Source organism: Desulfosporosinus burensis (assembly GCF_054657535.1).
In genome coordinates this window covers 1-309 of record NZ_BAAHYN010000107.1, presented here as the reverse complement: position 1 = coordinate 309, position 309 = coordinate 1, and the positions used below count along the sequence as shown (strand labels likewise).

Below are 309 nucleotides of genomic sequence, written 5' to 3'. Positions count from 1 at the left end.
CGAGCACTCTAGACAGACTGCCGGTGATAAACCGGAGGAAGGTGGGGATGACGTCAAATCATCATGCCCCTTATGTCCTGGGCTACACACGTGCTACAATGGCCGGTACAGACGGAAGCAAAGCCGTGAGGTGGAGCAAATCCGAGAAAGCCGGTCTCAGTTCGGATTGCAGGCTGCAACTCGCCTGCATGAAGTCGGAATCGCTAGTAATCGCAGGTCAGCATACTGCGGTGAATACGTTCCCGGGCCTTGTACACACCGCCCGTCACACCACGAAAGTCTGCAACACCCGAAGCCGGTGAGGTAACC

General features: G+C 56.3%; 1 rRNA gene. It reads left to right on the top strand.

Going from position 1 to position 309, the window contains the following annotated elements:
* A 16S ribosomal RNA gene (locus ACYQ3Q_RS28605) occupies positions 1-309 on the top strand; the annotation flags it as partial.